Source organism: Pseudomonas sp. 22515, from assembly GCF_052044625.1.
In the GTDB taxonomy this organism is placed as follows: domain Bacteria; phylum Pseudomonadota; class Gammaproteobacteria; order Pseudomonadales; family Pseudomonadaceae; genus Aquipseudomonas; species Aquipseudomonas alloputida.
Map to the genome: position 1 here is coordinate 39,141 of NZ_JBQENN010000028.1, position 22,196 is coordinate 61,336.

At 62.9% G+C, this 22,196-nt stretch carries 22 protein-coding genes; 9 read left to right on the plus strand and 13 right to left on the minus strand.

All coding sequences use genetic code 11. The annotated features are described in order from the left end of the window. Positions 1–43 precede the first annotated feature (43 nt). Together ACTJJN_RS22410 and ACTJJN_RS22415 are read left to right on the plus strand one after the other, a co-directional pair. On the plus strand, positions 44–658 hold the full coding sequence (locus ACTJJN_RS22410; RefSeq protein WP_064493008.1) for a LysE family translocator: 615 nt from the start codon (positions 44–46) through the stop codon (positions 656–658). A gap of 66 nt (positions 659–724) precedes the next feature. Next, positions 725–1,357, plus strand: coding sequence for a LysE family translocator (locus tag ACTJJN_RS22415; RefSeq protein WP_014756268.1), 633 nt, complete (start codon positions 725–727; stop codon positions 1,355–1,357). Between the two features lie 19 nt (positions 1,358–1,376). Here the strand turns inward: ACTJJN_RS22415 and ACTJJN_RS22420 are convergent, their stop codons facing one another. From ACTJJN_RS22420 to ACTJJN_RS22465, 10 genes are all read right to left on the minus strand, one after another. Further along, the gene (locus tag ACTJJN_RS22420) at positions 1,377–3,560 is read right to left on the minus strand and encodes an ATP-binding protein (RefSeq protein WP_440781620.1); all 2,184 of its coding nucleotides are present in this window, start codon (positions 3,558–3,560) and stop codon (positions 1,377–1,379) included. Between the two features lie 151 nt (positions 3,561–3,711). Next, on the minus strand, positions 3,712–4,275 hold the full coding sequence (locus tag ACTJJN_RS22425) for an NUDIX hydrolase (RefSeq protein WP_012052004.1): 564 nt from the start codon (positions 4,273–4,275) through the stop codon (positions 3,712–3,714). A 2-nt stretch (positions 4,276–4,277) separates the two neighbouring features. Then, on the minus strand, positions 4,278–5,030 hold the full coding sequence (locus tag ACTJJN_RS22430; protein WP_014756270.1) for a GntR family transcriptional regulator: 753 nt from the start codon (positions 5,028–5,030) through the stop codon (positions 4,278–4,280). Positions 5,031–5,118: 88 nt separating this feature from the next. After that, entirely contained in the window at positions 5,119–5,508 is a 390-nt protein-coding gene (locus ACTJJN_RS22435; RefSeq protein WP_012052006.1) for a carboxymuconolactone decarboxylase family protein, read from the minus strand. Between the two features lie 186 nt (positions 5,509–5,694). Next, entirely contained in the window at positions 5,695–6,180 is a 486-nt protein-coding gene (locus ACTJJN_RS22440) for a flavin reductase family protein (protein WP_003256072.1), read from the minus strand. A 12-nt stretch (positions 6,181–6,192) separates the two neighbouring features. Continuing rightward, entirely contained in the window at positions 6,193–7,674 is a 1,482-nt protein-coding gene (locus ACTJJN_RS22445) for an aldehyde dehydrogenase (protein WP_003256071.1), read from the minus strand. Then, positions 7,671–8,504, minus strand: a complete 834-nt coding sequence (locus ACTJJN_RS22450) for an alpha/beta fold hydrolase (protein WP_003256070.1) — start codon at positions 8,502–8,504, stop codon at positions 7,671–7,673. The genes ACTJJN_RS22445 and ACTJJN_RS22450 overlap by 4 nt, the downstream gene beginning before the upstream one ends. Positions 8,505–8,572: 68 nt before the next feature. Further along, entirely contained in the window at positions 8,573–9,169 is a 597-nt protein-coding gene (locus ACTJJN_RS22455; protein ID WP_003256068.1) for an amino acid synthesis family protein, read from the minus strand. Positions 9,170–9,433: 264 nt separating this feature from the next. Next, complete coding sequence (locus ACTJJN_RS22460) at positions 9,434–10,474, minus strand: LLM class flavin-dependent oxidoreductase (protein WP_012052007.1); 1,041 nt, start codon at positions 10,472–10,474, stop codon at positions 9,434–9,436. 80 nt (positions 10,475–10,554) lie between these two features. Then, complete coding sequence (locus ACTJJN_RS22465) at positions 10,555–11,040, minus strand: flavin reductase family protein (RefSeq protein ID WP_003256061.1); 486 nt, start codon at positions 11,038–11,040, stop codon at positions 10,555–10,557. A 316-nt stretch (positions 11,041–11,356) separates the two neighbouring features. Here ACTJJN_RS22465 and ACTJJN_RS22470 point away from each other — a divergent pair, with 316 nt between their 5' ends. Further along, positions 11,357–12,763 carry a purine-cytosine permease family protein gene (locus ACTJJN_RS22470; protein WP_012052008.1) on the plus strand — a complete coding sequence of 469 codons (1,407 nt, stop codon included), beginning with the start codon at positions 11,357–11,359 and terminating at the stop codon, positions 12,761–12,763. 52 nt (positions 12,764–12,815) lie between these two features. Here the strand turns inward: ACTJJN_RS22470 and ACTJJN_RS22475 are convergent, their stop codons facing one another. Together ACTJJN_RS22475 and ACTJJN_RS22480 are read right to left on the minus strand one after the other, a co-directional pair. Next, positions 12,816–14,441 carry a methyl-accepting chemotaxis protein gene (locus ACTJJN_RS22475; protein ID WP_440781621.1) on the minus strand — a complete coding sequence of 542 codons (1,626 nt, stop codon included), beginning with the start codon at positions 14,439–14,441 and terminating at the stop codon, positions 12,816–12,818. 230 nt (positions 14,442–14,671) lie between these two features. Continuing rightward, positions 14,672–15,874 carry an NAD(P)/FAD-dependent oxidoreductase gene (locus tag ACTJJN_RS22480; protein ID WP_014756278.1) on the minus strand — a complete coding sequence of 401 codons (1,203 nt, stop codon included), beginning with the start codon at positions 15,872–15,874 and terminating at the stop codon, positions 14,672–14,674. Between the two features lie 193 nt (positions 15,875–16,067). Here ACTJJN_RS22480 and ACTJJN_RS22485 point away from each other — a divergent pair, with 193 nt between their 5' ends. Continuing rightward, the gene (locus ACTJJN_RS22485; protein ID WP_011805352.1) at positions 16,068–16,607 is read left to right on the plus strand and encodes an RrF2 family transcriptional regulator; all 540 of its coding nucleotides are present in this window, start codon (positions 16,068–16,070) and stop codon (positions 16,605–16,607) included. A 46-nt stretch (positions 16,608–16,653) separates the two neighbouring features. On the opposite strand, the gene ACTJJN_RS22490 is transcribed toward ACTJJN_RS22485, so the two are convergent. Further along, the gene (locus tag ACTJJN_RS22490) at positions 16,654–17,565 is read right to left on the minus strand and encodes an AraC family transcriptional regulator (RefSeq protein WP_014756280.1); all 912 of its coding nucleotides are present in this window, start codon (positions 17,563–17,565) and stop codon (positions 16,654–16,656) included. Between the two features lie 102 nt (positions 17,566–17,667). On the opposite strand from ACTJJN_RS22490, the gene ACTJJN_RS22495 reads away from it, so the two are divergent. The 5 genes from ACTJJN_RS22495 (at position 17,668) to ACTJJN_RS22515 (ending at position 22,157) form a co-directional block, all read left to right on the plus strand. Continuing rightward, the gene (locus tag ACTJJN_RS22495) at positions 17,668–18,228 is read left to right on the plus strand and encodes a carboxymuconolactone decarboxylase family protein (protein WP_003256052.1); all 561 of its coding nucleotides are present in this window, start codon (positions 17,668–17,670) and stop codon (positions 18,226–18,228) included. A gap of 99 nt (positions 18,229–18,327) precedes the next feature. After that, positions 18,328–19,392, plus strand: coding sequence for an acyl-CoA dehydrogenase family protein (locus ACTJJN_RS22500; protein WP_440781622.1), 1,065 nt, complete (start codon positions 18,328–18,330; stop codon positions 19,390–19,392). Continuing rightward, the gene (locus ACTJJN_RS22505) at positions 19,389–20,210 is read left to right on the plus strand and encodes an ABC transporter ATP-binding protein (protein ID WP_012052014.1); all 822 of its coding nucleotides are present in this window, start codon (positions 19,389–19,391) and stop codon (positions 20,208–20,210) included. The genes ACTJJN_RS22500 and ACTJJN_RS22505 overlap by 4 nt, the downstream gene beginning before the upstream one ends. Continuing rightward, positions 20,197–21,402, plus strand: a complete 1,206-nt coding sequence (locus tag ACTJJN_RS22510) for an ABC transporter substrate-binding protein (protein WP_161774625.1) — start codon at positions 20,197–20,199, stop codon at positions 21,400–21,402. Before ACTJJN_RS22505 ends, ACTJJN_RS22510 begins: the two co-directional genes overlap by 14 nt. Beyond that, complete coding sequence (locus tag ACTJJN_RS22515; protein WP_003256045.1) at positions 21,402–22,157, plus strand: ABC transporter permease; 756 nt, start codon at positions 21,402–21,404, stop codon at positions 22,155–22,157. Before ACTJJN_RS22510 ends, ACTJJN_RS22515 begins: the two co-directional genes overlap by 1 nt. Positions 22,158–22,196: the final 39 nt, after the last annotated feature.

Consider the following 22,196-nt stretch of genomic DNA (forward strand, 5'->3'; position numbering starts at 1 on the left):
GTAATCTTTCGACATCCCAATGCAGTAGATAAGGAAGATTCAAGTGGCTATCAGTGTGCTGACGGCGTTCTGGGCGGTGTCGATGCTGTTCGTGATTACCCCGGGTGCAGATTGGGCGTATGCCATCTCTGCAGGCATGCGCGGTCGCTGGGTGATGCCAGCGGTGGCGGGAATGTTGTCGGGGCATTTCCTGGCCACGCTGGTGGTGGCGGCCGGGGTTGGCAGCCTGCTGGCTGGTCACCCGTTGGCGCTGACCTTGCTGACCCTGGCGGGGTGCACCTATTTGCTGTGGCTGGGCGGTAACCTGTTGCTCAGCCCATCCTTGCCGGCGGCCGGGCAGGGCGGCGCGGGGGAGTCGGGCTCGCGCTGGGCGTTGAAGGGTTTTTGCGTCAGCGGCCTGAACCCCAAGGTATTCCTGCTGTTCCTGGCCCTGCTGCCGCAGTTCACCGACCCGCAGTCGAGCTGGCCCGTACCGTTGCAGATCTTGTTGCTGGGGCTGGTCCACCTGTGCAGTTCGCTGGTGATCTACACGCTGGTCGGCTATGGCGCCAAAGCGGTGCTGAGCACCCGGCCGGGGGCGGCAAAGCTGGTTGGGCGGGTGTCGGGGATGGCGATGATTACCGTCGCCCTGGGCTTGATAGCCGGGCAAATGACCTGAATTTATCGGTTCAGAATGACTTCAGATACACTCGCTGCACCCTCATGCACAACCAGGAAGTGCCCCATGCCCGAAACCACGCAACTGCTCACGTTCGCCCTGATTTGCCTCGGCATGGTCCTGACCCCAGGGCCGAACATGATCTACCTGATTTCCCGCTCGATCTGCCAGGGCCGTCAAGCCGGGTTGATTTCGCTTGGCGGTGTGGCTCTGGGCTTCGTCATCTACATGTTCTGCGCGGCAATGGGCATTACGGCGCTGGTGATGGCAGTACCCTTTGCCTACGACGCGCTGCGCATCGGTGGCGCGCTGTACCTGTTGTACCTGGCCTGGCAGGCGCTGCGGCCGGGTGGCCAATCGCCGTTCCAGCTCCGTGAACTGCCCGCCGACAGCCCGCGGCGGCTATTCACCATGGGGTTTGCCACCAGCCTGCTCAACCCCAAGATTGCCGTCATGTACCTGTCGCTTATGCCGCAATTCATCGAACCGGGCCACGGCAGCGTGCTGTTGCAGTCGCTGGTGCTGGGTTCGACGCAGATCGCCATCAGCGTTACGTTCAACGCGCTGATTGCGATAATGGCCGGCTCCATCGCCGTGTTCCTGGCTGGCAGGCCACTGTGGCAACAGGTTCAGCGTTGGTTGATGGGAACGGTGCTGGCGGGGCTGGCGGTGCGCATGCTGGCAGAAGGGCGCCGTTGATCGTCCATTGCGACAAGTATCAGTGGCCGAGTACTTGCCCGAGCATCTGGCACACCTGTTCTGCCGAGTAGGGTTTGGCCAGGAAGGTGAACCCTTGGTGCCCGCCTTCGGCAATCGCATCGCTAAAGCCCGAAGTAAGGATCACCGGCAACTGCGGGCGCTGGCGGCGAAGTTCGCGGGCCAGTGCCAAGCCACCCATGCCGGGCATGACCACATCGGAAAACACCGCATCAAAATCACCTGCCGGGCCAGTCAACTGCGCCAGCGCTTCTTCTGCCGAACGCGCATAGCTGATTTGGTAGCCGTGGTCCTCGAGGAACTGAGCCGTGAAGCTGCCCAGGTCGGGGTTGTCTTCTACCACCAGTATTCGTCGCCGCTCGCCCTGTACCTGCTGCTGGCTGCCGGCCGAGGCGTCTTCGGGCAAGGCCGCAGGTGAGTCCTCCTGCGGCAGGTACAGGGTAAAGGTGGTGCCCTGGCCGGGGATGCTGTTCACCTGTACATCGCCCCCGGATTGCTTGGCGAAACCGAACACCTGCGACAACCCGAGCCCGGTACCTTCACCCGGGGCCTTGGTGGTGAAGAACGGGTCGAAGATGCGCTCCAGCAACTCGCTGGCAATACCGACTCCGCTGTCGCTCACCGATATCGCCGCGAACGGGCCAGGCAGCGAAGGCTGGCCGCGCAAGGCAGGCAGGCACTGGTCGGCCTGCAGGCGCAGCTGCAAGGCACCTTCGCCTGCCATGGCATCGCGGCCATTGAGCATCAGGTTGATCACCGCGGTCTCCAACTGGCTGAGGTCGGCGCGGATGTGGCAGGGCGCTTGCGGTAACTGCAGCTCGACCCGGATGCGCGCGCCAGTGACGGTGTCGAGCATGTCGGCCATGGCCTCCAGCCGAGGCCCGGCCTCGAACACCTGTGGGCTGAGGGCCTGGCGGCGGGCGAAGGCCAGTAGCTGGCCGGTCAGTTTGGCACCACGGTCGACCGTGTCGGACATGGTCTTGAGGTAGCGCTCGCGGCGCTCCTCGGCGAGGTTGGGGCGCTGCAGGAAGTGCAGCGACGAGCGGATGATGGTCAGCAGGTTATTGAAGTCGTGGGCTACGCCGCCGGTCAGCTGGCCAATGGCTTCCAGCTTCTGGGCTTGGCGCAGCACGGCCTCGGTGTGCAGCAACTGAGTGGTGCGTTCTTCGACGCGATGTTCCAAGGTGGTGTTGAGCGCTTCCAGGGCCGCCATCGCTTCGCGCACTTCGGCATGGGCCTGGGCCCGTTGTATATGTGCCCAGCATCGCTCGGTCACTTCGCTGATCAGTGTTTGCTCGTAGTCGGTCCATACCCGGGGTACGCGGTCGTGAATCGCCATCAGCGCGGTCAGCCTGCCACCCTTGATCAGTGGCATGCAAATGGTGGCCGTAATGCCGATGGCCTGAAAAGTCGCCGCCTCGTCAGTGGCCAGTTCGCGCAGGTTGTCGTTGATTACCAGGGCCAGGCCGCTGCGCAGGCGGCTGACCGCCAGGCGGCCGAAGTCATGCAGGTGATAGTGGCCCACCAGGCGTGGTGAGCCGGGTGTCACCGCATCGCCGCAAATGGTGAAACCGTCCTCGTCGGGGTCCATCACCGCATAGGCGCAGCTGGACAAGCCAAGGTGCTCGACCAGCATGCGGGTGGTGATGGCCATGATCTGGTCCGGGTCGGTCGCCTCGGTCACGGCTCGCCCGAGGGTATCGAGAAAGTTCAGGCGCTGGTTGGTGACCACGCTGGCGGTGGTTTCGGTGACCGTGTCGAGCATGCCCAGTATCTCGCCATCATGGCCGCGAATCGGGCTGTAGCAGAAGGTAAAATAGGCCCGCTCCAGGCCGCCGTTGCGGTCGATCATCAGCGGGAAGTCTTCGATGTAAACCGCTTCGCCGGCCAACGCGCGGGCCGCCATGCTGCTGATTTCATCCCAGGCTTCGTGCCACACGTCGCGGAAGGGGATGCCCAAGGCCAGGGGCTTGCGACCGAGAATCGGGGTGAAGGCATCGTTGTACAGGGTGATCAAGTCCGGGCCCCAGAGCACGGCTTGCGGAAAGCGCGAGGCCAGGCACAGAGCCATCGTGGTTTTCAGGGCGTCGGGCCAATGTTCCAGCGGGCCCAGTGGGGTGGTGGCCCAGTCGTGGTTGCGGATGCGTTCGGCCATTAGCCCGCCGCCATCTAGCCATCTAGCCATGTGCTTTGCCGGTCCTCTTTCTCAAGGCCCTTAGGGTGCACCGAGAATAGACCGTTGGCGAGGGTTTTGTGAGGGGCTGTGCCACTGCACGAGCCTCGGTAACTGCGCAATCCGGGTGAGTGCAGGTTCACCCGCGAAGAGGCCGTACCGGCTAGCGCATGAAGTGCACCTTGCCGGTGTCATCATTGCCCATGTAAATGCCATACACCCCGGCCTGCCGCTCGAGGATGTAGCGTTCGAGAATTTGCCGGATGGCCGGGTAGTAGATCTCATCCCAGGGGATTTCATCCGGCTCGAAGAACTTGTACGCCAGCGTCTCAGGCCCGTACTGCCCGGTTTCTTCGGTGACGATGGCTCGGAAGATGATGTAGACCTCGCTGATCTTTGGCACGCTGAAGATCGAATACGGCGAGACGATGTCTGCACGTACGCCGCTTTCTTCCCATACCTCGCGCAGCGCCGCCTGCTCGGTGGTTTCGCCAGCTTCCATGAACCCCGCAGGCAAGGTCCAGGTGCCGGGGCGAGGGGGAATGGCGCGCTGGCACAGCAGGTACTTTCCATCGCGCTCGATGATGCAGCCGGCGATGATCTTGGGGTTGATGTAATGGATGTAGCCGCAGCCGGTGCAATGCAGGCGTTCGTGGGTATCGCCTGTGGGAACGCCCCGGGCCAGTTCCGTGGTGCAGTGCGGGCAGTAGCGCGGGGCATTGGGCATGATCAGCGACCTATGCGGGGTTCCTTCAGGGCCAAGGGTTCGACAATGTCGCGCACCTTGGCGTTGTCATCCTGCTTCTGGCGCAGGTATTCCAAGGCCACCTTGGCGGCGGCGCGGACGTGGTCGACCGAGGCCTGGTGGGCTACCAGCGGGTCACCGCTCTTGATTGCCTCGACGATCTTTTCCATTTCGCGGTTGCTGGCGCCGCGGCGGTTTTCCTGCGATACCGAGGTGGCGCGCAGGTAGCTGATGCGTGCTTGCAACTGGCGCAACTGCTGGGCCGCCACCTGGTTGCCGGAGCCTTCCAGCAGCACATCGTAGAAACCTTGTACCGAATCCAGTACCTGTTGCAGCTCACCTTCTTCCAGTGCCTCGCGGTTCACTTCCAGCGCGCGTTCCAGCGCACGGATGTCCTTGGCCTTGGCGTTGAGGGTGAACAGTTGCACGATCAGGCCTTCGAGCACACAGCGCAGCTCATAGATGTCACGTGCGTCTTCCAGGGTGATGATGGCCACGCGTGGGCCTTTGGCGTCGGCGAACTCCACCAGGCCTTCGGACTCCAGGTGACGCAGCGCTTCACGTACCGAAGTGCGGCTGACGCCGAGACGGTCGCACAGGTCGCGTTCGACCAGGCGGTCGCCGGGCAGCAGGTGAAAGTTCATGATAGCGGCGCGCAGCTTGTCGAGCACGATTTCGCGCAGAGTAACGGGATTGCGGTTGACCTTGAAGCTGTCGTCGAGTGGCTGGCGTTTCATCAGGTGCGCTCTTTATGAGGCTGTTGCGCCAACATCGCGGAATGCCTCGAACCGAGGCTTTCCATGCAGTGGTTCGAACAGCCCGTTGTTAACGGGTTTGCTCCGCATCGGCTTCGGCAAAGGCTTCACGGGCCAGGCGGAAACTGTCCACCGCCGCGGGTACGCCGCAATAAATGCCGACCTGGAGCAGGATTTCGCGAATCTGTTCACGGCTCAGGCCATTGCGCAGGGCACCGCGAATGTGCAATTTGAGCTCGTGGGGCCTGTTGAGCGCGGAAATCATGGCCAAGTTTATCATGCTGCGCTCTTTCAGCGACAAGCCTTCACGGCCCCAGACGTGACCCCAGCAATACTCGGTGACCAGCTCCTGCAACGGTTTGGTGAACTCATCTGCGTTCTGGATCGAGCGGTTGACGTAGTCCTCGCCCAGCACCTGGGTGCGGATTTTCAGACCCTTTTCGTACTTTTCATTGCTCATGTGCAGTACTCCGGCATAAAACAGGGGCCGCAACCGAGGGTGAGACGATTAGCGCGACCCCTGAAAACAGGGTCATCGGTGTTGGCTTTTTCGCGGGATTGCCCGCTCCCACGGGTTCCAGGATCTGTGCGATACCTGTGGGAGCGGGCGAGCCCGCGAAGCGGCCAACACCGACTTCAAGATGTATCAGCCAAGCGGCGGCAGGGCGCCGAGCTTGCCTTTGTGGTAGACCATCGGGGTCACCGGCTCGGCCGGCAACACCAGGTTCTTCACCGCGCCGACAATGATCGCGTGGTCACCGCCGTCGTACTCGCGCCACAACTCGCACTCGATGATCGCCGTAGCCTTGGCCAGCAGGGGGTTGCCCAGCTCGCTCAGGTGCCACTCCACGCCCTTGGCCTTGTCCTTGCCCTTGCCTGCGAAGGCATAGGCTTCGGCGGTCTGGTCGGCGGACAGCAGGTGGATGGCGAACTGCTTGCTGTCGCGCAGGATCGGGTAGGTGTCGGAGGCGTAGTTGGGGCAGAACAGCACCAGCGCCGGGTCGATCGACAGCGCGCTGAATGCACTGGCGGTGATGCCGACGATGCCGCCGTCGGCGTCCAGGGTGGTCACTACCGTGACGCCGGATGGGAAGGAGCCCATCACGTCTTTGTAGATGCCGGGTTCGATCATCTCGTGTTCCTCTTAGCGCATCACGAACGGGTCGGGCATCGGCGCGGTGGACAAGTTGATCCACACGGTCTTCAGCTCGGTATAGGCCAGCACCGAATCGATGCCGCTCTCACGGCCGTAGCCGCTGTTCTTGAAACCACCTATCGGTGCCATGGCCGACACGGCACGGTAGGTGTTGACCCAGATGATCCCCGAACGCACGTCGCGGGCCAGGCGGTGGGCACGGCCCAGATCGCGCGTCCAGATGCCGGCAGCCAGGCCGAATTGCGAGTCGTTGGCTATGGCCAGCGCTTCTTCTTCGGTCTTGAAGCGGATCACCGCGGCGACCGGGCCGAACACTTCTTCCTGCATGATGGTCATCGCGTTGCTGTCGCACTCGAACAGGGTCGGCTCGTAGAACCAGCCGTCACCTTCAACGTCGGCACGCTTTCCGCCCATGTGCAGTTTTGCGCCTTCGGCCTTGGCTGCTGCCACCAGGCCTTCGACGACTGCCAGCTGTTGCGCGGTGGCCATCGGGCCCATTTCGCTGGCGTCGTCCTGCGGGTTGCCGATGCGGATGCGCTTGGCGCGGGCAATCAGGCGCTCGACGAACACGTCGAAGATTTCATCCTGCACCAGCAGGCGCGAACCGGCCACGCAGCTTTGCCCGGACGCGGCGTAGATGCCGGCCACGGCGCCATTGATGGCGCTGTCCAGGTCGGCGTCGGCGAAGATGATGTTCGGCGACTTGCCGCCCAGCTCCAGCGACAGCTTGGCGAAGTTTTCGGCACTGCTGCGCACCACGTGGCGGGCGGTGGCGGCACCGCCGGTGAAGGCGATCTTGCGCACCAGCGGGTGGCGGGTCAGCGCCGCGCCGGTGCTGGGGCCGTAGCCGGTGACCACGTTGACCACACCGGCCGGGAAGCCGGCCTCAAGGGCCAGTCGGGCCAGCTCGAGGATGGTTGCCGAGGCGTGCTCGGACGGTTTGAGCACGATGGTGTTGCCGGCAGCCAAGGCCGGCGCCAGCTTGATCGCGGTGAGGTACAGCGGGCTGTTCCACGGGATGATCCCGGCAACCACGCCGATTGGCTCGTGCACGGTGTAGGCGAACAGGTCGGGTTTGTCCAACGGCAGGGTGCCGCCTTCGAGCTTGTCGGCCAGGCCCGCAGTGTAGTGGAAGAACTCCGGCAGATAGCCGACCTGACCGCGGGTTTCGCGGATCAGCTTGCCGTTGTCACGGCTTTCCAGCTGGGCCAGGTGCTCCTTGTTCTCGGCAATCAGGTCACCCAGACGACGCAACAGCTTGCCGCGCGCGGTGGCGGTAATGCTGCGCCACGCCTTGCTGTCGAAGGCACGCTGGGCGGCCTGAACGGCCAGCTCCACATCGGCTTCATCGGCGTCGGGCAGTTGCGCCCAGGCCTGGGCGGTGGCCGGGTTGAGGCTGTCGAAGGTCTTGCCGCTCTGGGCATCGCGCCATTGGCCGTCGATGCACATCTGGAAACGAACGAGGGTCATGCAACAATCCCCTTGGCGGATTCGGTGAGGGTGCGGGCTTGGGTGAGGAAGTCCAGCAGCATCTTGTTGACTTCACGCGGTGCTTCCACTGGCATCATATGCCGTTGCTCGGCGAGGACCACACTGCGTGCGCCAGGAATGCTGGCGGCGAGCTGGCGGGTCATGGCCGGGGTGGAGCCCGAGTCGAGTTCGCCGGTGGCGATCAGCGTCGGCACCTGGATACTGCCCAGGTCGTCGGCGCGGTACATGTCCTGAGTGGCGAACAGCGAATAAGTGGTGTGGTAACCCTGCGGGTCGTTGCTCGCCAGCACCTGGCGAATGGCGGCGACCTGCGCCGGGTTGGCAGCCTTGTATTCACGGCTGAACCAGCGGTCCAGGGCAGCATCGACGTTGGCGTCTGGGCCCAGCTCCGCCGCCTGGGCAGCGCGGGCGATCACCCCGGCACTTTGCTCGGGGGTGCGGTTGAACACGCTGTTGAGCACGACCAGTGCAGCCAGGCGCTGCGGGTAATTGAGGGCGAACGCACGGGCAACCAGGCCGCCCATGGAGAAGCCGATCACGGTGGCTTGTGCAATTTGCAGGTGGTCAAGCAGTTCGGCGAGCTGGTCGGCATAGCCTTCCAGCGGTGTGTCGGCGGCCGGTACGCGGCTTTGACCGTGGCCGAGCATGTCGTAGGCGATGACGCGGTAGTCGTTGGCCAGGCCAACGAACTGACCGCCCCACATTTCCTTGTTCAGGCCCACGCCGTGGATCAGCACCACGGGTTGGCCCTGGCCGACATCCAGATAGCTGGTGCCGGCAGGTGTGCGTTCAGCGACAGGCTGAATCATGGAGGGCGCTCCTTGAAGGTCGGGCGCGGCGGGTAAGCACGCCACGCCCCGGCCCGTCTTGGTTGTTGTTATTGAGCGTTGGCTTTTTCGGCAGCCAGTTCTTCCAGGTCGATGTAACGGTTGCCGATGCGCGGGTGCAGGCGGCCGCCATCGGCTGCGCCCAGGACCACGACGATTTCATCGGCACGCGGGGCATCTTCGATCTGCATTTCCAGGGTGATGTAGTGCGAACGCAGGCCTTCGTCGTCCTTCTGCATCATCGGGATCTGGATCGAAGTGCCTGGGCCGCCGCGCTTGTTGGTGAAGCTCAGGTAGCTCTTGGCCTGTACCGCCTCGCGGTAGTGGTTGCCGAAGCGCAGGGTATGGATGACGGCCGAGGCGTGCTCGATTTCGCCATCGGCGCCGACGACGGCGGCCTTACCGTAGGCCTCGATCTTGTCGGCGCCGCCAATGGCAGCAGTCAGGCGCTCGACCATCAGGGCACCCAGCTCCGAGCAATTGGCGCGAATTTCCGGCTTCAGGTCTTCAACGAAACCGCGACCGGCCCATGGGTTCTTGATCACGACGGCCAGGCCGACCATGGTCACCGGCTTGTCGGTGGCTTTGCCGCCTTCGATGCGGGTCTCTTCGGAGTAGGTGACGATCTTGCGGATTTCGAAACTCATGGATGGCTCCTGGTGAGGGTTATCAGCTCTTGTTGTCTGATGGTATACCATAATATTTGTTGTGCAAGAGGTGTCAGGAAATTTCTCTTGTCGGGGGACGAAAGGTGGCCTGATGCCTTGATTTCTCTATTGTCTGTACTGGCCTCTTCGCGGGCTTGCCCGCTTCCACAGGGACTGCACAGGTTTCAAAAAAAAGCCCGCTCACGCAGGCCGAAGGGGCCCACGGGAGCGGGCGCGTCCCGCAATGATTCAGGCAATGGGAATTCAGGCGAACGCCGGCACCACTTCCTTGATGAACAGCTCGAGCGACTTCTTCTTCTCGGCGTGGGGCAAGCTGTTGTCGCACCAGAAGCTGAACTCGTCGACGCCCAGTTCCTGGTAGTACTTGATGCGTGCGATGATCTCTTCCGGCGTGCCGATCATGGTGTTCTTGCGGATGTTCTCCAGCTGGAACGCCGGCACTTCGGCGAATTTCGACTCCGGGCTCGGCTCCAGAAAGCCATTCACCGGGGTGGTCTTGTTGCCGAACCAGGCATCGAAGGTGCGGTAGAAGCGCGAGATCGCCTGGGCGCCGACCTTCCAGCCTTCCGGATCAGCCGGGCTGTGCACATGGGTGTGGCGCAGCACCATCAGTTGCGGGCGCGGCACGTCTGGGTTGTTGTCCAGGGCGGCCTGGAACTTGTTCTTCAGGTCCAGCACTTCTTCGTCCCCCTTCATCAGCGGGGTGACCATGACATTGCAACCATTGGCAACGGCAAAGTTGTGCGAGTCCGGGTCGCGGGCGGCGATCCACATAGGCGGCGTGGCGTTGAACGGCTTCGGTACGCTGGTGGAGGTCGGGAACTTGTAGACTTCACCGTCGTGGGCGTAGTCGCCTTCCCACAGCTTGCGCACCACCGGCACCATCTCGCGCAGCGCCTTGCCGCCGTCGGTGGCCGGCATGCCACCTGCCATGCGGTCGAACTCGAACTGATAGGCGCCGCGGGCCAGGCCCACTTCCATGCGGCCGTTGCTGATCACGTCGAGCAGGGCGCATTCGCCAGCGACGCGGATCGGGTTCCAGAACGGCGCGATGATGGTGCCAGCGCCCAGGCGGATCTTCTCGGTGCGCGCGGCCAGGTAGGCCAGCAGTGGCATCGGGCTTGGCGAAATGGTGTATTCCATGGCGTGGTGTTCGCCGATCCACACGGTGCTGAAACCGCCGTCTTCGGCCATCAGGGTCAGTTCGGTCAGGTCTTCGAACAGCTGGCGGTGGCTGACCTGTTCATCCCAACGTTCCATGTGTACGAACAACGAAAATTTCATGGGTTTTTCCTCAACGCTTGTTATTGCCCGTCAGTCAATCGGGCTTCAGTGTGGGAGCAGGCTGCGTCCAACTGCAGGCTTCAGGCAAAGGCCGGCAGGCTGGCCATCTTGCCGCGGCAGTACACCATCGGCCGTGGCGCTTCGGCAGGGACGATCAGGTTGTGTACCTTGCCGACCATGATGGCGTGGTCGCCACCTTCATATTCACGCCACAGTTCGCATTCGATGACGGCGGTGGCACCGGCCAGGATCGGGTTGCCCAGTTCGCTCAGGGTCCACTCGATGCCGCTGGCCTTGTCCTTGCCCTTCTTGGCGAACGCGTAGGCTTCGGCCTGCTGTTCACCGGACAGCAGGTGAATGGCAAAGCGCTTCTGCTTGATCAGTACCGGGTAGGAGTCGGAGGTGTAGTTGGGGCAGAACAGCACCAGCGGCGGGTCCATCGACAGGGAGGAGAAGGCGCTGGCGGTCAGGCCGACGACCGAGCCGTCGTCGTCCTGGGTGGTGATGACGGTAACGCCGGACGGGAAGGAGCCCAGAACGTTCTTGTAGACAGTTGCGTCGATCATCGGGAGTACCTCTGAAGGGCTGCGGTGGTCCGCGGTTTTTATCGTTGATGTGTCTGATGGTATACCGTAATACCTATTTTGCAAGCGGAATTTTCAACCCTGCGTTTTCGCGATGAACGGCCCAAAGCCACGAAAAACGTGGCCTTGAGCGGTGAGGCGGTTTGTCGCAGGGGTTTTGCAAGCGGATCAGTGGCCGCTTTTTCATGCGGATCAGTGTTGTCAAAAGTTTGGAATACCATAATATGGTCCGCAGCTGAGAGGCCGCCTTGATGCGGTTTCCTTACAAAGATAAAAACGACCTTTCGAGCTGAAAACCATGTCCCAACCGTCGTCGCAACACCAGTTTGTCGAGAATCACACGGTCGATTACGTTCCACCTGCCGAGCGCCATGGGAAGGCGCGCGACCTGTTCACCCTCTGGTTCAGTACCAACATCGCGCCACTGCCTATTGTGACCGGCGCCATGGTGGTCCAGGTGTTCCACCTGAACCTGTTGTGGGGCCTGATCGCCATCGTGCTGGGCCATCTGGTCGGGGGCGTGGTCATCGCCCTGGCCTCTGCACAGGGGCCGCAGCTGGGCATTCCGCAAATGGTGCAGAGCCGTGGCCAGTTTGGCCGCTACGGTGCCTTGCTGATCGTGTTCTTCACCGCGCTGATCTATGTCGGCTTCTTCATTTCCAATATCGTCCTGGCGGGCAAGACCATTCACGGCATCGCGCCGAGCGTGCCGATGCCCGGCGCGATCGTGATCGGTGCCCTGAGTGCGACTGCCATTGGCGTGATCGGCTACCGCTTCATCCATATCCTCAACCGCATCGGTACCTGGGTGATGGGCTCGGCGTTGCTGGCCGGTTTCATCATGATGTTCGTCCAGGATCTGCCGGCTGACTTTTTCAGCCGTGGCGCGTTTAACCTGTCGGGCTTCATTGCCACCGTGTCGCTGGGTGTGATCTGGCAGATCAGCTTCTCGCCGTACACCTCTGACTACTCGCGCTACCTGCCCCGTGAAGTGGGCATTGCCAAGCCGTTCTGGGCCACTTACTTCGGCGCCACCCTGGGCACCATCCTGTGCTTCAGCTTTGGTACGGTGGCGGTGCTGTGCGTGCCGGAAGGCACCGACGCAATGGATGCGGTGAAGCAGGCCACCGGCTGGCTGGGCCCGATCCTGATGGTGTTGTTCCTGCTTAACATCATCAGCCACAACGCCCTCAACCTTTACGGCGCCGTGCTGTCGATCGTGACCGCGATCCAGACCTTCATGGCCGAGTGGACGCCGAGCATCAGGGTACGGGTGATACTGGCCTCGGTCATTCTGGTGGGCTGCGGGATGGTGGCACTGAATGCCTCGGCGGACTTCATCGGCCAGTTCATCGGCCTGATCCTGGCGCTGCTGCTGGTGCTGGTGCCGTGGGCTTCGATCAACCTGATCGATTTCTACCTGATCAAGAAGGGCCAGTACGACATCGCCTCGATCTTCAGTGCCGACGGCGGCATCTATGGCCGCTTCAACCACCACGCGATCATTGCCTATGCCTGCGGCATCCTGGTGCAGCTGCCGTTTGCCAATACTTCGCTGTATGTGGGGCCGTACTCGAACATTGTCGAAGGGGCTGACCTGTCGTGGCTGTTCGGCTTGCTGGTGACCGTGCCGCTTTACTACTGCCTGGCGACGCGGGGGAAGGCTGTCGAGAAGGCGGGGCGGGTGGTAAGCGTCAACGACTGATAGACCGCTGTTGCTGTAGCCGGGGCTGCAATGCGGCCCCGGCTGTTTTGGATCAAACCTTGAACTGCGCCACCATCCCGTTCAGGTCCACCGCCAACCGCGACAGTTCCTGCGCCGCCGCACTGGTCTGATTCGCCCCCGCCGACGTTTGCATCGCCAGGTCACGAATATTCACCAGGTTCCGGTCCACCTCGCGTGCGACCTGCGCCTGCTCCTCCGAGGCACTGGCAATCACCAGGTTGCGCTGGTTGATCGAGGCAATGGCCTCGGCAATCACCTCCAACGCCTGCCCTGCGCTTTGTGCCACTTCCAGCGTACCCGTGGCGCGACCCTGGCTGCTGTGCATTGCTGTCACTGCCCGCTCGGTGCCGTTCTGAATCCCGGCAATCATCTGCTCGATCTCTGCCGTCGATTGCTGGGTACGGTGGGCAAGGGCGCGTACCTCGTCAGCCACCACGGCAAACCCACGTCCTGCCTCTCCGGCCCGTGCCGCCTCGATGGCGGCGTTCAGTGCCAGCAGGTTGGTCTGCCCGGCAATTGCACCAATCACGTCCAGCACCCGGCTGATCTCGTTGGCGTTGCTGGCCAGTTGTTCGATCTCGGCCGATGTGCCGGTCACATCCGCTACCAGATGCTGGATGGATGCCAACGCCTGGTTGACCTGGTCGCGGCCATCGCGGGTGGTCTGGTCAGCGCCCTTGGATGCATCAGCAGTGCTGACCGCGTTGTTCGCCACTTCCTCGACTGCCGCAGTCATCTGATTCACCGCCGTGGCGGCCTGGTCGATTTCTGCACTTTGCTGATGCAGGCCGCGGCTGGTGTCTTCAGTGACAGTGTGCAGTTCTTCCGAGGCTGAGGCCAGTTGGTCGGAAGACGCGGCGATCTGGCGAATGGTATCGCGCAGGCTGCCCTGCATCCGGCTCAGGGCGCGCAATAGCATGGCCGGCTCATCGCGGCCGGTTACCCGTATCTCCCGGGTCAGGTCGCCGGTCGCCACGCGCTCGGCCACAGCCAGTGCATCGGCCAGCGGCACGACGATACTGCGGGTGAGCACGGTAGCGATGGCTGCAAGGGCCAGCATGATCACCACCAGTGAGGCAACCAGCGCAGTGAACGCTTCGTCCGCTACGTCGCTGCTGCGCTGCGAGGCTTGTTCGGCACCTGTGCCGTTATAGGCGATCAACGCTGCCATGGCCTGCATCATGCTGTCGGCGTGCTGAGTCAGCGGGCCGCTGATCTGCTGCTTGGCGTCGTCCATGTGCCCAGCTTGAATGTCTTGCAGCACGCGGGTCTGTAATTCGAAATAGTGCTGATAAGCCGCGCTGAAGGCATTGAACAGGGCGCGGTCATCGGCAGCGATGATCGTGTCGGCATAATCCTTCAGCGCATTATTCAGCTCGGTATTGATGCCGTTGAGCATCTGCAGGTTGCGCTCGCGGTCACTGGGGTTGTCGTCCAGCGCGGCACGCAAGGTGACGGCGCGGGCACGCCCGAGGTTGGCGCTGATGTCACCGAGGGCTATTACGGCCGGCATCCAGGTCACCCGGATTTCATCCGTGGCTTTGTCCATCTGCCGGGTTTCGTAAAGTGCGATCAAGCCCATGAACAGGACCAGGATGCCCAACAGGGCGAACACGCTTGCAGCGCGAATGCCGATCTTCAAATTCCGTAACTGCATGGAATGCTCCTTGACGGTGGCGTGCAGGCCTCAGGAGCTTGGGTGGATGGCCGGGTCACCGGTATGGCGCCAGGCTCTTGATGCGCTGCGGAGTTGTTTGTGTGTCTCACCCTCGTGACTTTTTTGATTTCAATGATGCCATATGGCCATCATTATTGAACAGCCATTCAATGTAACGGCCAAAACTGACAAAACCGCCAATTGTTGACGGTTTTGTCAGAAAAATGCCGTTAAACGATGGCGATCATTGGGTCCGCCGCAGCCAGCGCCAAGGCGCGGTCAGCCGCTGGCGGATAAATCCATACCGAGTTGATCTGGCGCTTGAGGGCCTTGCCTTCCTGGCCGTGCAGCTTCAGTTCGCGCTCCCAGCCTTCGCTGAAGGCGGCGCCCCAGTCGCCCAGGTCCAGGCAGGTGACGTATTTGGGCTGGCGATACAGCACCGGCTGCAGGCCGAGCAGGTCGGCGGCGGCGTTGTTGCCGGCGTGGCGGCCCATGGGGATGGCGTGCTGGCACGTCATCAGGGCATGGTTGCCCAGGTCATCCACCGCAGCCCAGGCGGTGTCGCCGGTGGCATAAACGTGCTCCTGGCCCAGCACTTTCAAATGGCCATCCACTTTCAGCCGGCCGAAGGTATCGCGCTCGCCGGCAACGTGCGCCGTCAACGGGCTGGCCTTGACGCCAACGGTCCAGATTACCGTGTTGCTGGCGATGTGCTCGCCGTTGTCCAGGGTGACTCCCGCAGCATCGACAGCCACCACCGAAGCGCCGGCCAGCCATTCGACCCCGGCCTGTTCACACGCGGCAACAATCGACGGTGTGATCCCTTCACCCAATGCCGCCCCCACTTGCGCACCACGGTCGACCACCACTACCCGCAATGCCGCGTCGGCCCCGAGGATCGAGCGCAGGCGAGTAGGCATTTCGGTTGCGGTCTCGATGCCGGTGAAGCCGCCGCCGCACACCACCACGGTATTGCGAGTTGGCGAAGCGGGCAGGGCGGCCAGATCGACCAGATGCTGCTCCAGGCGCATGGCCGATTCCATCTGGTCGACATCGAACGCATGCTCCGCCAGGCCTGGTACTGCCGGGCGGGCAACCTGGCTGCCTGCGGCCAGGATCAGGCGGTCGTAGGCGATGCGCTGTGGCTGGCCGTGGGTGTCGGTATAGCTGACGCTGCGACCTTCGGTGTCGATGCTGTCGGCGTTGCCCGGGAAGAAGTGAATGCCCACGGCCTCGAACAGTTCACCCAGAGGCGCCTTCATGCCATGCACGTCGGCCTCGTAAAAGCGCGGACGAATGCGCAGTTCCGGCTGTGGCGCCAGCACGCTGATGCTGAGATCGGCACGTTGCGCCTGGTCGAGTAGGCGGGCAGCGCTCAGGGCGCTCCAGACACCGGCAAAGCCGGCACCGATGATCAGGATGTTGGATTTCATGAAGGTGCTCCGCAAGGTTCGAAGAGGGCATCGGGGGCCAGCTGTATGGCCTTCGAGTAACTACGACTATATCGGTCGTAGTTGCCTTCGGCAAGGGCTTTTCCCTTTGCGGTGGAGCTACCTTTTGACACCTTGTTTTGTCAGTGCCGGGGTATCGGCGTAACATGTACGACAAAATCGGTCGGAGATTTGAATGTCGCTTTACAGTGCTGGCGTGGAATACGGTATCCATTGCCTGTTGTTTTTAGTCGACGAGCGCGGTGAAACTCGTGATTCCAGCGTGCGCGACCTGGCCGAGTTGCAAGGCGTGCCGCAGGAATACCTGGCCAAGGTCTTCACCAAGCTGGCCCGTGCCGGGCTGGTGGCGGCCACCGAAGGCGTGCGCGGCGGCTTCCGCCTGGCGCGGCCGGCGGCGCAGATCAGCGTGCTGGATATCGTCCATGCCATTGATGGACCGAAGAAGATCTTCGATTGCCGCGAGGTGCGCGAGCGTTGCACCTTGTTCGACGGCTCGCCGCCGCGTTGGGCGACCGAGGGTACCTGTGCGATCCACGCAGTGATGCTGGGGGCGCAGAAGCGCATGGAAGAATCATTGGCACAGCAGACTGTGCTGGACCTGGCCATGCGCTTCGGGCGCAAGGCCCCGGCTGAATTTGGCCAGCAGGTCGATGCCTGGATGGGTGAGCGGCGGGAGGCCAAGGGGGCTGGGGATATTCCGGTAGACCAGGTGTGAAGGGCTTGCCCGAACCGGCCTTTGCGCGAGTAGGGAAGTACGCCGATCAGCGCCCTTCGTGTTGGCGCCGATAGGCCCCAGGCTGCACCCCCATGGCCTTGGCAAACGCCCGGGTAAACGCCGCCACCGACTGATACCCCACCTGCGCACCCACTTGCTCCACGGTATTACCCGCCCGCAGCAACTGGCTGGCATGGCGCATGCGCAGTGCCAGCAGCACCTGCCCTGGCGATTGCCCCGCCAGTTCGTTGAAGCGCTTGAAAAACGCAGACCGCGATAAGCCGGTGCAGGCGGCCATGCTCTCCAGCGTCCAGGCTTGCCCCGGTTGTTCGATCAACTGCTCCAGCAGCCCGGTAAACGCTGGCTGGCGAACGAGGGCGACAAGCCCGCCCAGTGACTGCCCGGCAATGACCTGCTGGCGCAGCACGTACAGGAACAACAGGTGCGTCAAGCGCTCTAGCAACGCCTGCGACGGGCCGGCGGCCCGCCGGCATTCTTCCAGAATGAGCTCGAACAGCGCCCGCGCCGCACTGCCGGCGGGGTCTTCGGCGCGCAGCAGGATCCAGTCGGCCAGGCCTTCGACAATCAGTGAAGACAGGCCGGACTGGAAATGGAAGAAGCCGCAAACCAGCCCGACGCCGTCGCTGGCTTCGCTATCCAGCGACTGCATGGCCTGGCGCGGTTGGGCACAGGCGTCGACCGGGTCCTGATCGCTGGACAAGCGATAGGCAAGGTCGCGCAACAGGAATACGGCATCTCCCTTCTCCAGGCGCACCGGTTGCGGCTGGCCGTCAATGTGCAGCCAGCAATGCCCTTGCACCACCAGGTGAAAGCTGGCGCGGCCCATGCCCTGGGTGCTGGCATGCCAGCCACCGCAATAGCGCCCGACATGAAACAGGCTGGCATCGAGCTCCAGGCCCTCTAATAACCAATCGACAAGGTGGCTGGACGAAATCATCTAATACAAAGACTCAGGAACAAGGAAAGGCGACTGATGAATATGGAGGGTAGTTCTTATAACCAACAGACTGTAGTGACACTCATCAAAGGAGATCACTGCATGTCCTCGCGCATTACTTTACACACGCTGCAGAGCGCCCCGGAAGCGGCACGGCCGTTTCTTGAGAATGCCCAGAAGAATTCCGGCTTCATCCCCAACCTGCTCGGCGTGCTGGCCAACGCCCCGGCGGCGCTTGAAACCTACGTGACCGTTTCGGCACTCAATGGCAAGTCCGAGCTTGGCCTGGCCGAGCGTGAAGTGGTGCAACTGATCGCGGCCACCCAGCATGGCTGCGACTTTTGCGTGGCCGGCCATACGGCCGTCGCGCTGAACAAGGCCAAGCTGCCGCAGGAGGTGGTCGATGCTCTGCGTGCCCGTGGCGAACTCCCCAACGCCCGCTACGAAACCCTGGCCGCCTTTGCCCGCGAAGTGATCGCCACCCGTGGCAATGTCAGCGAAGCCACCTACCAGGCCTTCCGTGAGGCCGGCTTCAGTGAAGGCAACGCCTTGGAGGTGATTCTGGGCGTAAGTCTCGCAACCCTGTGCAACTTTGCTAATGTTTTCGCCCAGACGCCACTCAACGAAGAGCTTGGCAAATACCGCTGGCAGCCTTCTGCGTAGCCCACCTGTGATAATGGCCCTTACCAGGCCGTTGTAGGAGCGGCCTTGTGCCGCGAACGGGCCGCAGAGCGGCCCCGGCGTTATCAAAGGAGCAAGACCATGCAAGATTGTGCATTTCGACACTGGCTGGATGCCAATGCCGAGGCCATCGACCGGGGCCTGTGCGAACCGCAGCAGGTGCTGGCGCAGATCGCAGAATCGCAGCTGTTGCGCACGGGGGTCGACCCAGCGCTGGGCGGTACGGGCGGGCAGGTGACCGATGCGGTCGAGGCCATCGCCGCCATTGCCAGCCGCTCATTGGCTGCGGCTTTCGTCTGCTGGGGCCAGCGTGCCTTCATCGAATACCTGCTGCACAGCCCCAACCAGCCCCTGCGTGAGCGCCTGCTGCCGCGCCTGTTGACCGGTGAATTGGCCGGTGCCACCGGGCTGTCCAACGCCATGAAGTTCCTGTCCGGTATCGAAGCGCTGCAGGTGCGTGGCCGCCCGGCAGCCGATGGCTGGCACCTGGAAGGGCGACTGCACTGGGTGACCAACTTGCGTAAAAGCGGCTTCGTGGTGGCGGCGGCCATCGAGGATGAAGCCGGCGGCGCGCCGTTTGTGCTGGCCATTCCTTCCGACGCTCAAGGCCTGGAGCGCTCTGATGATCTACAACTGATGGGCCTGCAGTCGAGCAACACGGCAGCACTGGCTTTTCACCAGGTGCCGCTGGCCCGCGACTGGTTGCTGCATGAAAATGCACGCGAATTCCTGCCACGGGTACGTCCGGCATTCCTGGCGCTGCAATGTGGCATGGCCATTGGCCTGGCGCGACGGGCGCTGGAAGAGGTTCAGGCGCACCTGCATGGCCGAGCCTCGTTCCTCGACGAAGCCCGTCAGGTGCTTGGCGAACGCCTGGAAAACACCGTCAGCGAACTCAAGCAGGGCTTGCTCGAAGGTCGCTTCCAGCAGCAGCCGGCGGCCTTGTTCAAGCTGCGCATCATCCTGGCTGAAAGTGCTGCCGACGCGGTACAACTGGAATTGCAGGCCAGTGGCGGCAAGGCATACCTCAGCGAATACGGCGAAGGGTTTGCCCGCCGCTGGCGGGAGTCGGCCTTCGTGCCGATCGTCACGCCCAGCCTGGTGCAATTGCGCGCCGAGCTGCAACGCCAGGCGGGCGTTGCATGAGCGCAGTGTTGCTGGAGGCCCGTGACATCCGCCTGGGCTACCCGCGTGAGGGTGGTTGGCAACAAGTGCTGGCGCAGTTCGACCTGCAGTTGGCGCCAGGTGAAGTCGTGAGCATCCTTGGCCCCAGTGGTGTGGGCAAGTCAAGCTTGCTGCGGGTGCTGGCAGGCCTGCAGCAGCCTGGCGGCGGTAGCGTGAGCTTGCACGGCCAGCCGCTGCAGGGGCCGCACCCGCGTCTGGCGGTGGCCTTTCAGGACCCAAGCCTGCTGCCATGGCTGAGCCTGGAGAAAAACGTCGCCTTCGGCCTGGACTTCGCCCGTCAGCCCAAGCTGGCGGATGCCGAACGCCGTGCACGCATCGACCATGCGATTGCGGCTGTGGGCCTGGCCCACGCGCGTGGCCAGTACCCGGCGCAGTTGTCTGGCGGCATGGCCCAGCGCACCGCGCTGGCCCGCTGTCTGGCACGCCAGCCCGAAGTCTTGCTGCTGGATGAACCCTTCGGTGCGTTGGATGAGGTGACCCGCGCCGACATGCAGCAGCTGCTGCTGCAACTGATCGCCACGCACAAGACCGCGGCCGTGCTGATCACTCACGATATCGACGAAGCCCTGCTGCTGTCAGACCGGGTTCTGCTACTGGGCAACCACCCAGCGCACATCCTTGGCCAGTGGCACATCGACCTGCCGCAACCGCGCACGCAGAGGGTCGAAGAGCTGGGGGCCTTGCGCATAGACATCCTCAAAACCCTTCGGCGGGCAAGCCGCACAGTCGAACCTACCCCAACCCCTTTGCCCTCGGAGGCTGTCCATGTGCATGGATGACTGCTGTTCTTCTTCTTCGCGTCGTGACTTCCTCAAGCTCGGCGCCATGCTCACTGCTGCCGGTGCATTGCCGTTGCTGTCGAGCTTGCAGGCGCGTGCCGCTGCCGAGCCGGACGCGCCGGTGCGCATCGGCTACCTGCCGATCACCGATGCCACGCCGCTGCTGGTGGCACATAACAACGGCTTGTTCGAGGCCGAAGGCATCAAGGCCGAGCGCCCGGTGCTGCTGCGCAGCTGGGCGCAGGTGATCGAGGCCTTCATTTCCGGCCAGGTCAATGTCATCCACCTGCTTTCGCCGATGACGGTATGGGCGCGCTATGGCAGCAAGGTGCCAGCCAAGGTGGTGGCCTGGAACCACGTGGGCGGTTCGGGCCTGACTGTTGCGCCGGATATATCCGACGTGAAACAGCTCGGTGGCAAGACAGTGGCCATTCCGTTCTGGTACTCGATCCACAATGTGGTACTGCAACAGTTGCTCAACGACAACGGCCTGACGCCCGTGTCGAAGCCGGCCAATGCGCAACTGGCCGCCAACGAGGTCAACCTGCTGGTGCTGCCACCGTCCGACATGCCACCCGCTCTGGCCAGCAAGCGCATTGCCGGCTACATCGTTGCCGAGCCGTTCAACGCACTGGCCGAGAACCTCAAGGTGGGCCGCGTGCAGCGCTTTACCGGCGATGTATGGCGCAACCATGCGTGCTGCGTGGTGTTCATGCACGAGCATGACCTGAATAACCGCCCGGAGTGGTCCCAGAAAGTGGTCAACGCCATCGTCAAGGCCCAGCAATGGACCCGTGACCATCGCACCGAAGCCGCCGCACTGCTGTCTAGGGCGGGCCCCAACAAGTACACCCCGCACGAGCCTGCGGTGCTGACCAAGGTCCTGGCGCCCGCCGCCGAAGACCGTGCTGGCTACATTGCCAGTGGCGCCATTCGCCATCAGCAGTGGGACGAAAAACGCATCGACTTCCAGCCATACCCGTTCCCGAGTTACACCGAAGAGCTGGTCAAGCGCCTGAAAACCACCTTGATCGAAGGCGACAATGCGTTCCTTGGCGGGCTGGATCCGGCGTATGCCGCCCGCGACCTGGTCGACGATCGCTTCGTGCGTAATGCCATCGCGACAGTAGGTGGCCCGTCGGTGTTCGGCATTGCCGACAACTTCGAGCGTAGCGAGGAGTTTGCGGTCTGATGCGCACCCATGTCGTACATGCCGGCCTTGGGCTGGTCGGGTTGCTGGCCTTGTTGCTGTTATGGTGGGCCGGTGTAGCACTGTTCGGCCAGGCCGACGGCCTGTCGGCGCGCTTTTCGCCGGCGGCAACCCTGGCCAGCCTGGTCGAGCTGCTGGGGCAGGGCGAGGTCTATGGGCATATCTGGGTCAGCCTCAAGCGCATCCTGATTGGGCTGCTGCTGGCGCTGCTGATGGGTGTGCCGCTGGGCTTGCTGGTAGGCAGCTACCGGCACCTGGAGGCGGCGACCACGCCAGCATTCCAGTTTCTGCGCATGATATCGCCATTGTCGTGGATGCCTGTGGTGGTGATGCTGATGGGCGTGGGTGACCAGCCGATCTACTTCCTGCTGGCGTTTGCCGCGTTGTGGCCGATCTTGCTGAATACGGCGGCAGGGGTGCGTCAACTGGACCCGCGCTGGCTGCAACTTAGCCGCAGCTTGAGTGCAACGCGCTGGGAAACCTTGTGCAAGGTGATCGTGCCGGGGGTAATCGGTCACGTGCTGACGGGCGTGCGCCTGGCCATCGGTATCCTGTGGATTGTGCTGGTGCCGTGCGAAATGCTTGGGGTGAGTGCGGGGCTTGGGTATTTCATTCTTGATACCCGCGACCGGCTGGCGTATTCCGAACTGATGGCGATGGTGCTGCTGATTGGCGTGCTGGGGTTTGTGCTGGATGCCCTGGCGCGTGGGCTGCATCGGCGCTGGGTGCATGGCTGAAAGGCCAATGGGGCTTCTTCGCGGGCTCGCCCGCTCCCA